This window comes from Synechococcus sp. CC9616, from assembly GCF_000515235.1.
Lineage (GTDB): Bacteria > Cyanobacteriota > Cyanobacteriia > PCC-6307 > Cyanobiaceae > Parasynechococcus.
Map to the genome: position 1 here is coordinate 2612202 of NZ_KI911558.1, position 9150 is coordinate 2621351.

A 9150-nucleotide genomic window follows, 5' to 3' on the forward strand; every position below is an offset into this window, starting at 1 on the left:
GCATCGCAGATCCCCAGAATGGAGACCGATTCGCATCTCCTCATGCTCGATGGCAACGGTTGATCGTTTAGGCCACGTCGCCATTCGCGTCGAGGACGTTTCCCGCGCGGTGGAGTTCTACACCGGCCTGGGGATGCGCCTGGTCTGGGAAGCGGAGGATTGGTGTTACCTGGAAGCCGGTCCGGGCCGCGATGGACTCGCCCTGCTAGGGCCGGGATACAAAGCTGCCGGTCCACACTTCGCCTTCCATTTCCGCGATCGCGACGAGGTGGATGTGGTGCACGCGCGCCTCAAGGCAGCAGGTGTGTTCGTGGGTGCCGTCCACGATCACCGCGACGGAACAGCCTCCTTCTATCTCAAGGATCCCGACGGCAATTGGTTGGAAATGCTTTATGAACCTCCCGGTGGCATCCCTTCCAACTGCAGCTGAACCCGCCGTCATTCCGGACCGGGCGCTGCGGGAAACCCTTGAGCTCCTGGAATGGCCGCTGCTCTGTGAGCACCTGTCGACCTTCGCTGCCACAACGATGGGGCGAGATGCTGCGCGCAAACTGCACCTCCCCGACGATCTGACGAGCAGTCGCACGGCGTTGTCCGAAACCGTGGAACTGCTGACGTTGGATGAACTCCAGGAGGGAGGCCTCAGTTTCCGTGGGGTGCGGGATCTGCGTCCTGTCGTGCTGCGATGCAGCAAGGGAGGAGTCGCCTCTGGAGAGGATCTGCTTTCTGTGGCTGAGACCCTCGCCACGGCAAGGCGTCTACGCAGACAGATTGTGGACCCTGACTTGCGTCCGGCCTGCACAACGCTGGTTGGAACGATGGTGACCCTGCCGGAGCTGGAACAGCGCCTCAAGTCCGTCTTGGAGGAGGGAGGTCGTGTAGCGGATCGAGCCAGTGCCCATCTGGCCGGGTTACGCCGGCAATGGAACGAGGGGCGTCAGGAGCGTCGTGACAAACTGCAGGAGCTGATGCGGCAGCTGGCTCCGGTTCTGCAGGACACGGTGATTGCGCAACGCCATGGTCGGCCTGTGCTGGCGGTGAAGGCCGGCGCTGTCGGTCGGGTTCCGGGTCAGGTTCACGACAGCTCGGCCTCCGGCAGCACCCTGTTTGTCGAACCGCGCTCCGTGCTCAACATCGGCAACAGGCTGGTGGATCTCGAGGGGCGCATCCGAGATGAAGAGCAGCGTGTGCTGACGGAGCTGAGTCAGGAGGTCGCCCTATACCAGGAGCCGCTCAGCGTTCTGAGCGCGGTGCTGCAACGTCTCGATCTGGCTCTCGCGCGAGGTCGTTACGGCCGTTGGCTCGGTGCAGCCGTGCCGATCCTGGATGAGCAGCCTGAGGCACCGTTCCGACTCGATCATTTGCGTCATCCGCTGCTGGTTTGGCAGGAGAAGAGGTCGGAAGGACCGTCGGTTGTGCCGATTTCAATCGAGGTCAGCCAGAGCATGCGCGTGGTGGCGATCACTGGCCCCAACACGGGTGGCAAAACCGTCACCTTGAAAAGCATCGGCCTGGCAGCCCTGATGGCCCGTGCAGGAATGCTGCTGCCCTGTTCCGGTCAGCCCACCCTGCCCTGGTGTGCGCAGGTGCTGGCGGACATCGGTGATGAGCAGTCCTTGCAGCAGAGCTTGTCCACCTTCAGTGGCCACGTGAAGCGAATCGGTCGCATTCTCGATGCCCTGCAGAAGGGACCGGCACCGGCTCTCGTTCTCCTCGATGAGGTCGGTGCAGGGACAGATCCCAGTGAAGGGACCGCCCTGGCCACGGCCCTGCTCAAGGCTTTAGCGGATCGAGCTCGGCTCACGGTGGCGACCACCCACTTCGGTGAGCTGAAGGCGCTCAAATACAGCGACAGCCGCTTCGAAAACGCCTCCGTAGCCTTCGATGTCGAAACCTTGTCGCCCACCTATGAGTTGCTGTGGGGCATCCCTGGGCGAAGTAACGCGCTTGCGATTGCCAGCCGACTGGGCCTCGATCAGCAGGTGCTGAATCAGGCCCAAGAGCTGTTGGCTCCCGCTGGTGACGGTGAGGTGAACAGCGTGATTCGTGGTTTGGAGGAGCAGAGGATGCGGCAGCAGTCGGCTGCGGAGGATGCCGCGGCACTGCTGGCGCGCACCGAACTTCTTCACGACGAACTGCTGCAGCGCTGGCAGAAGCAGAAGCAGCAATCGGTTGAGCGGCAGGAAAAAGGTCGTCTGCGGCTTGAGCAGTCGATTCGTGAAGGACAGAAGGAAGTGCGATCCCTGATCCGTCGGCTACGGGATGGACAGGCCGACGGCGAAACAGCTCGTAAGGCAGGTCAACAGCTGCGCAAACTCAAGGATCGGCATCGACCGGAACCGGAGCGGCGTCAGCAGCCGGGCTGGCGTCCCCAGGTGGGAGATCGCATCCGATTGCTGGCACTTGGCAAAGCCGCCGATGTTCTGGAGATCTCCGACGACGGTTTGCAGCTGATTGTGCGTTGTGGCGTGATGCGCAGCACGGTGGAGCTGAACGCAGTTGAGAGCCTGGATGGTCGCAAGCCTGCTCCTCCGCCTCAACCTGTGGTGAAGATTCAAAGTCGCCGCGGTGTCGGTGGCAGTGGCGGTGCTCAGGTCCGCACGGCCCGCAACACGGTTGATGTTCGTGGATTACGGGTTCATGAGGCCGAGGCGGCTGTTGAGGACCATCTCCGACAAGCGGATGGCCCGGTCTGGGTGATCCATGGCATCGGCACGGGCAAGCTGAAGCGGGGACTTCGCGCCTGGCTGGAGACGGTGCCCTATGTCGAGCGGGTCACGGATGCGGATCAAGGTGATGGTGGACCTGGGTGCAGTGTGATCTGGATGGCATAAAGGATCCACTGATCAACTCTTCAGCGGGTTCTCATTGGATTCCCCCCAAATGGGGGATTCAGCGACGATTGATGAACGCGAGAGTGTGCATATCCGAGGCGAGAGCCTCTCAATCTCCACTCGATTCATGCACGATGTTGTTCAAGGATTCGGAGGAGTCCTTCTTGGCGCCGTCGCTGGTTCGCTCTTGGCAGCAGGATCATTTCTGGCCATTGAAACGCAGTTGCCAGCTTTGATTCCAGCGAGCTCGACGGCCGTGATTGATCGCACAGTGCAGGGTTAACGCATCACAAATGCACCATGAATGTCGGGAAGCCTGATGTCGCACGGGCAGGCGGCTGAAAGCCATACAAAACCCATCAGGGGAAGGCAGGGCGGTTTGATTGTGCCGATCCATCTCCCGACAAAACATCTCGTTTGTAGGTGCTTCGTGAGTGCTTCATCAGTGAGCAACATCACAGACAGTCTTGATCTGTGTGGCCAGGCAGTGATCAAAAAGCCAGGAGGGTTGGTGTGTTCGAGGCCCGGCCTCACCGCCACGCGCTCTCCGTGAATCTCAGCCATTCCCTCACCGGCGCTGCCATTTCCCTGCTTGGTGCGTCCTGTCTTTTGGGCACTCCGGACGACTCCAGAAACGCTTGGGTGGAGACTGGCAGTCAGGCGGAATCATCGTCCCCCCTGGTGAGCTATCAATTCTCTTCTTCGGGACGATCCGATGTTCAGTTCGAGAAGGACTAGCCCTGATCCCAGAGATGCCAAGCATTCTGTGGTGGACAGGCTAATGTGTGATTACCGCTGTGACTACTGCCACGCCATATCTCGTCAAGCTGCCGGGAAGGTCAGGGTTTTACTTCCAGAGGAAGGTTCCTGCTGATCTGGTCAAATCCATTGGCAAACGCCTATGGCGATGGAAGGCAGGGAACACGCTCATAGAGGCTCGCAAGGCCGTTGTAGAGGCTTTGCATAAGACAGACGTCTTTATTGCTGAGCACCGTGGAGAGGTGACTCCAGAGCTGTTAGAGGCCATAGACAACAACCAAACCAGCAACCCTCTGACTGTCACCACCAGGGACTTCAAAGAAGTGGATGAAGAGGAGGTGGAGGTCACCGTTACGGAGCAACTGACTCCAGAGGAGCTATATCCACGTCATTCAGCAGAGGACGCTCACAGGCTTGTACAGAGGCAGGCAGGCAAAGGTAGAAGTGCTGAGGATTTACTACGTCAGGCAATACGGCTTAAGCAGCCTGCATTGACAACACAGAAGGGTTGGGAGCGTTACCTAAGCAAGACACTGGTCATATATTCCCTGGCCTGTATGACGAGAAGTATTCAAAGTGAGGTAATGGTATGCATTGGCATCACTTCATAGACATCAGTCCTAAAGCCTTAGAGATGCCGTCGCGACGGCGTTAAGAGATGCTGATGTTAATGAGAGAGTCTTTGGAGCAATCCTTGGACATACTCCTAAGTCGAGCATTGGTGTCTATGGGTCAGTGTCTATGGAGGCTAAGCAAAAAGCACTGGAGGCATTGATTAAGTAGGAAGGACTATCCGTCCACTGAGGCATCCACGACGCCTTGCTTTGAAGACGTGCTGGATGGAGATGATTATTTAAAACTCAACTAGGCTTCCTAGATCTAATAATCCTTCTGCAGCCTTTTCTGCCTCGCTATAGGAACCGTAACCCCAGGCAAAGGAAACTGTGGCCGAACTTTCCCAATCAGGCATAGATCCACAATTACTCTTTTTGCCTTTGATGACCATTTGATCGGAACTACTTTTGATCCTTTGAATTTTAAACGAGCAAAATTCATCTTCAAAGGAAGGCTTATAACTGATGATGCTATCTCCATATTTTTTGAAATTCTTCTTATGCATCTTCGCCATTTCACCTGCATATTCATGATTGATCACCAGATCGGCTTTCCCTTTGCGTTTAGGCTTGATAAGAACGTCGTCGTACGTGGCTGTTGATACGCTCTTTTTTGTTTTCGCCATAGGAATCAAGAAATTTTACTAACAATATCATAAGCTCCTGAAGCAGGCAAAGTTATTTCTCACATTCAAAACAAAAGGCCCGGACGTAATGCCTGGGCCTTTGTTTATAGGATCGGCTGGGCAGACATACAATGGAATTGTGTCGCTCTAGTCGGACATTGTCACAGCTGAATAGAGAGTTTTGATGTCACTAGAGTTAAGCCTGAGCACATAGAAGACTTCAGCTACGTATCGTTTGCTTGATTGCTTAACCACAGAACCACAGAGCGAGGCATCACCAACATTCGTTGTCTCGTCTGAAGTATTGGTTAGCCGTAAGCTAACGGAGAAAGTATTGATTAAGTTAAAGCAATTGATGTCTTTGATGATGAGAAGAAACTGAATTCTTGTCGAGAGGTCGATAGCGGCAATCACAAAAGCCCCCTGCTTTTCCCTTGCGGGTTTTGTATTGCTTTCAGCCAATAGGCTTCAGGGACCAATTGTGACCATGCTCAGAGATCAGGACTTCAAAGAGATAATTATCAGACTAATGGTTGGTCAAAGCTTTATCAATGTCCACCCCAGCTCTAGCTGCAGGAACTGTGACAAGTTCGTTCAGATGATCAACGGCATGAGATGATGACTAATGTCTTAAGCGACATGCATTTAAATTGCATCACTTCTTTAGGAGGGAGGTAAAAACTGCCAGTAGATCCAAACAGCAAATATCGTCAAAGGCAAATCAACCAGAATCTAGTTAGCAATCTTTGTCTCCTCATATGTTTTGCAAAAAGGTATTTTGATTCTCCAGCCACCAGCCTTTTCAATCCAATAATTATGCTCTCTTTGTTTATATCGAATCTCTCTGAAGAAGATGAAGTATTTTGTTTCGCGTATTCTTACACCCAACCCTCGGTCAAGCTCTACATCACTCCACTCATAGCTTTCATCTTCGACAAATTCACCTTTTTTGAAGCGAGTCCATGACCAGTGAGTGAAAGTGCCGGAGAATTGGAAATTCATATTACTGGATATAGGTGAAGTCTATTCATTGCATAATTTTATCCATTATTTCCAAAAGAGCCATTGCCTCCTGGAGCATCTCCGGAATCAATGGAATCCGAATCCCCCAAACTGGTAGTCATTGCGCCTGACGAACCCCCCAAAGGGACTAGAGGCTCACCCCAAGGTGCCAGGCAATCAGCCTGTCCTTCTCGTCTTCAGTCAAGAAAGGGTCAAGTCAGTCCAGTAGCAGCTCAGTCACTGCAGGCTCTCCAAGGTCTTCGATGCCCCCATAGAGCCAGCGTTTGAAAAGGTCAGGGTCATTGGCGCGAAGAGCAGCAACCAGCTCCCCCATCAGGAACAACGCAATGCGGGTGTCTTGAGGCATGGGTCAGACGTGACTGCCTTGAGTGTTCCCCGCTGTTTTGGGTTTACGGAATCTCCCTTACATACTTCCTGTATTGAGGTGGATTCCACTGCTTGAGGAAGGTGGAAAACCTCATCGTGTGATTACAGGACTAATCCCTAACACTGGTTCTTCACCCATTCAGCAGGGCGTCGATTGCCAAGTTCTACTGCTTTTCTCCAATCATCACATGCACCCTCAAGATCAGCTGCCCTTTCTCTATTTAGACCACGATTCAAATAAGCAGCACTCTGAGAAGTATCATTCTCTATCGCCTTTGTGTAATCAGCGCTTGATCCTTGATAATCTCCTAGTTTAAACCTGGCAATACCACGATTGTTATAGGCAATAGCATTCTGAGGATTAATCTCTATTGCCTTGGTGTAATCATCAATTGCTCCTTGATAATTGCCCGCCTCGTATTTCTCTAGTCCTTGATCAAAATACTGCCTTGCTAATGGGTTTGCATTTGCAGTAATCAATGGAGATCCAAGTGCAAGCACGGACAATGCTGCAGCAATGGCAATAGTCCGGCGTGACATAGAAAGAATTTTCTGCTCCTCTGTGAGCTTAGGTGTAACCAAGTGCTCCAGGCAATAAAAACCCCTCGAAGCAAGCGGGGTGGTATGTGTGAGGTTTTGTCGGGAGATGGAAAGCAACAATCAAACTGACCTGTCTTTCCCTTGTGGGTTTTGTATGACTTTCAGCCTTCATCACTTGGTCTCAGATAGTTAGTCGTATGGGGCAATGCCGCTTGATCACTAACCTCGCCCTTTCATTCATCATCTCCTGAACAACACCATCAATCTCTAATCCCGCCCCGTCGTCATCACATAACGCCAGCCGAAATTCAGCCAACATCACACTACCAGCTAACCGCACTGTGTCGCCCTTTCGGGGATTTATGGCTGGCAATCCTTTAAGTAATTTTCAAACATATTGATTACTTGATAGTAAGGGCTTTCCTGTTGATTATCATTGTAGCGTGCAGTCACTCTTTTCAGTGGATCTTCAAGCATGTAAGCGACAATCCATTGGGAATCTTTGCTCTGGTCTAGGTATTTCAAGAGAATTTTAGCTCTCTTTGTAACTTCCTCCGCGCATCGTCTTTCTCTTTCTATGCTTAATCGATAGACTCTACGATGACGAGGGGGGCCCACCAAGCAACTAAAAATTATTCTAAAAAACTTGTTGACGTAGAAATTCCGATATGGACCTTGGTACGTGCCCTTGTATGGACCTTGGTAATCAATAACATTGTTCAGAGAACATAAAATTGCATTTCGACCCTCCTGGTGGTGCAAGATTAACTCTCTAATGATTCTGAATTCTTTGCCTAGGGGGTGTTTCTTCAACATTTGATTCACATAAGGGCGAACATAATTCATGTGCAGTCATCCAATTCTTTAATCTTACTCATTTTTAGTAGTTGTCACCACAACTCGGACACATTCACCATCGCCGTGCTGCCTTCAGACCACATCACCCGTGCAGGGGATTCATCCTGGCTTTCCTATCCCCCAGAAGAGTGAACTGGTTCATGGCAACACAAAACCCCGCGATTGCTGACGGGGTGGAGTGCACTTAAATCACCGCCATTGATTCAGCAACCAGCATCTCGATCCTGCTCCTGTTCACCACCTTGGGAGAACAGTGCTTCCATCGCTGCTGCATCTAGTTCAATATCAGTAAAAGCTCCACCTTTATCCATCTCTTCCAACTCATCTGCTAGTTCATCGCGGTCAAACACATAACCTTCTTTCTTGCCATCCTTGATCACACGCTTCAATGCTTTCTTGGGCTCCAGTGTGAAGTCCACCAGCAGGTCAGCTTGCTCTGAATCGCTCAGTGTTTCTCGATAAGCAGCAATCTGCTCTTTGGTGTCACCGCCGTGCTCGTGATCATGGTCGTGCTCATGATCATGGTCTCCCGTAACAGCATCAAATGCCTCCATCCCCTCAAACTGCTCAGCACTCAATTCAGGCTTGCCTTTGAACTTGGCGATCAGCCCACCAACCTTCTTGGCACCCCAGCCTTTAGCAGTGCCGTTCTCGTTGAGGTACAGCTTTCCTTTCTTCTCGTCATAGACCACATCCGCATCAGACTTCATCAGATGCTTCAGCTCTTTCTTGCTGGATGCGATGGCAAAGCTGCCGCTCTCGGTGCCCTCAACGCTGTAGCTGGCATCAGGATCAACGGCTTTGACCTTGCTGACCTTCTTGGCGTTGAAGTCAGGCATGGGGTGCAGCAATTAAAAGAGTGCTGCTCTTTTTAGCCCGATATCAGGGTTTGAATGCCTCGACTGTGCAGCTGTGAGTCCTGTACAGGCAAATAAAAAACCCCGCCAAGCGAGCGGGGTCAGTGCATCAGTTCAAGATTCATAACCTCCTGAATCCTGCTCCTGCGCACCACCCATACCCATCAGCGATGCCAAGGCTGCAGCATCAAGCTCCACATCACTGAATGCACCTGAATCGTCCATTTCATCGAGTGCAGCACCGAGTTCAGCCTTATCGAATTTGTAGCCCTCTTTCTTGCCTGCTTTGGTGATGCTCTTGAGACCCTTCTTGGGGTCAATCAACGTTTCGCCATACAGCTCAGCTACATCGGATTCACTTAAGCCTTCGCGGAGAGAAGCGATCTGCTCCTTGATGTCACCACCATTGCTTCCGCCACCACCACTGGTCACTACATCCTCATGAGCGGAGAGATCTTCAAAGTGGTCTGCTGAGAGTTCTGGTTTGCCTTTAAACGTGGCAAGCAAACCACCCACCTTCTTCTTTCCCCAGCCCTTGGCCGTGCCGTTGTCGTTGAGATACAGCTTGCCTTTCTTCTCGTCGTAGACCACATCCGCCTCGCTCTTCATTAGAGCCTTCAGTTCCTTCTTGCTGGAGGCGATGGCAAAGCTGCCGCCGTCAGTGCCATCAACA

At 52.4% G+C, this 9150-nt stretch carries 12 protein-coding genes; 5 read left to right on the forward strand and 7 right to left on the reverse strand.

Going from position 1 to position 9150, the window contains the following annotated elements; translation table 11 throughout:
- Positions 1–49 precede the first annotated feature (49 nt).
- The 5 genes from SYN9616_RS0114605 to SYN9616_RS0114625 all read left to right on the forward strand — a co-directional run bounded on the left by SYN9616_RS0114605 (position 50) and on the right by SYN9616_RS0114625 (position 4204).
- Positions 50–430, forward strand: coding sequence for a VOC family protein (locus tag SYN9616_RS0114605; protein ID WP_028953756.1), 381 nt, complete (start codon positions 50–52; stop codon positions 428–430).
- Positions 393–2834 carry an endonuclease MutS2 gene (locus SYN9616_RS0114610; RefSeq protein ID WP_051411059.1) on the forward strand — a complete coding sequence of 814 codons (2442 nt, stop codon included), beginning with the start codon at positions 393–395 and terminating at the stop codon, positions 2832–2834. Before SYN9616_RS0114605 ends, SYN9616_RS0114610 begins: the two co-directional genes overlap by 38 nt.
- A gap of 34 nt (positions 2835–2868) precedes the next feature.
- The gene (locus tag SYN9616_RS0114615; protein WP_156918848.1) at positions 2869–3117 is read left to right on the forward strand and encodes a hypothetical protein; all 249 of its coding nucleotides are present in this window, start codon (positions 2869–2871) and stop codon (positions 3115–3117) included.
- A 230-nt stretch (positions 3118–3347) separates the two neighbouring features.
- Positions 3348–3572 (forward strand): hypothetical protein, encoded by a 225-nt coding sequence (locus tag SYN9616_RS0114620; RefSeq protein ID WP_156918850.1) that lies wholly within the window; start codon positions 3348–3350, stop codon positions 3570–3572.
- Positions 3573–3619: 47 nt separating this feature from the next.
- Positions 3620–4204 carry a hypothetical protein gene (locus tag SYN9616_RS0114625; RefSeq protein WP_156918851.1) on the forward strand — a complete coding sequence of 195 codons (585 nt, stop codon included), beginning with the start codon at positions 3620–3622 and terminating at the stop codon, positions 4202–4204.
- 242 nt (positions 4205–4446) lie between these two features.
- Here SYN9616_RS0114625 and SYN9616_RS0114630 read toward each other — a convergent pair whose 3' ends face one another.
- The 7 genes from SYN9616_RS0114630 to SYN9616_RS15980 all read right to left on the reverse strand — a co-directional run.
- Complete coding sequence (locus tag SYN9616_RS0114630) at positions 4447–4833, reverse strand: hypothetical protein (protein ID WP_028953761.1); 387 nt, start codon at positions 4831–4833, stop codon at positions 4447–4449.
- A 147-nt stretch (positions 4834–4980) separates the two neighbouring features.
- A complete protein-coding gene (locus SYN9616_RS0114635; protein WP_028953762.1) occupies positions 4981–5295 on the reverse strand; it encodes a hypothetical protein in 315 nt (104 codons plus the stop codon).
- A 270-nt stretch (positions 5296–5565) separates the two neighbouring features.
- The gene (locus tag SYN9616_RS0114645; protein WP_028953763.1) at positions 5566–5835 is read right to left on the reverse strand and encodes a hypothetical protein; all 270 of its coding nucleotides are present in this window, start codon (positions 5833–5835) and stop codon (positions 5566–5568) included.
- Positions 5836–6052: 217 nt separating this feature from the next.
- Positions 6053–6202 carry a hypothetical protein gene (locus SYN9616_RS15970; RefSeq protein WP_232200553.1) on the reverse strand — a complete coding sequence of 50 codons (150 nt, stop codon included), beginning with the start codon at positions 6200–6202 and terminating at the stop codon, positions 6053–6055.
- A gap of 137 nt (positions 6203–6339) precedes the next feature.
- Positions 6340–6804, reverse strand: coding sequence for a tetratricopeptide repeat protein (locus SYN9616_RS16770; protein ID WP_232200558.1), 465 nt, complete (start codon positions 6802–6804; stop codon positions 6340–6342).
- A gap of 1019 nt (positions 6805–7823) precedes the next feature.
- Complete coding sequence (locus tag SYN9616_RS0114660) at positions 7824–8459, reverse strand: hypothetical protein (RefSeq protein WP_198015194.1); 636 nt, start codon at positions 8457–8459, stop codon at positions 7824–7826.
- A 132-nt stretch (positions 8460–8591) separates the two neighbouring features.
- The coding region (locus SYN9616_RS15980) for a hypothetical protein (RefSeq protein ID WP_037991117.1) at positions 8592–9150 on the reverse strand (559 nt) is incomplete at its 5' end.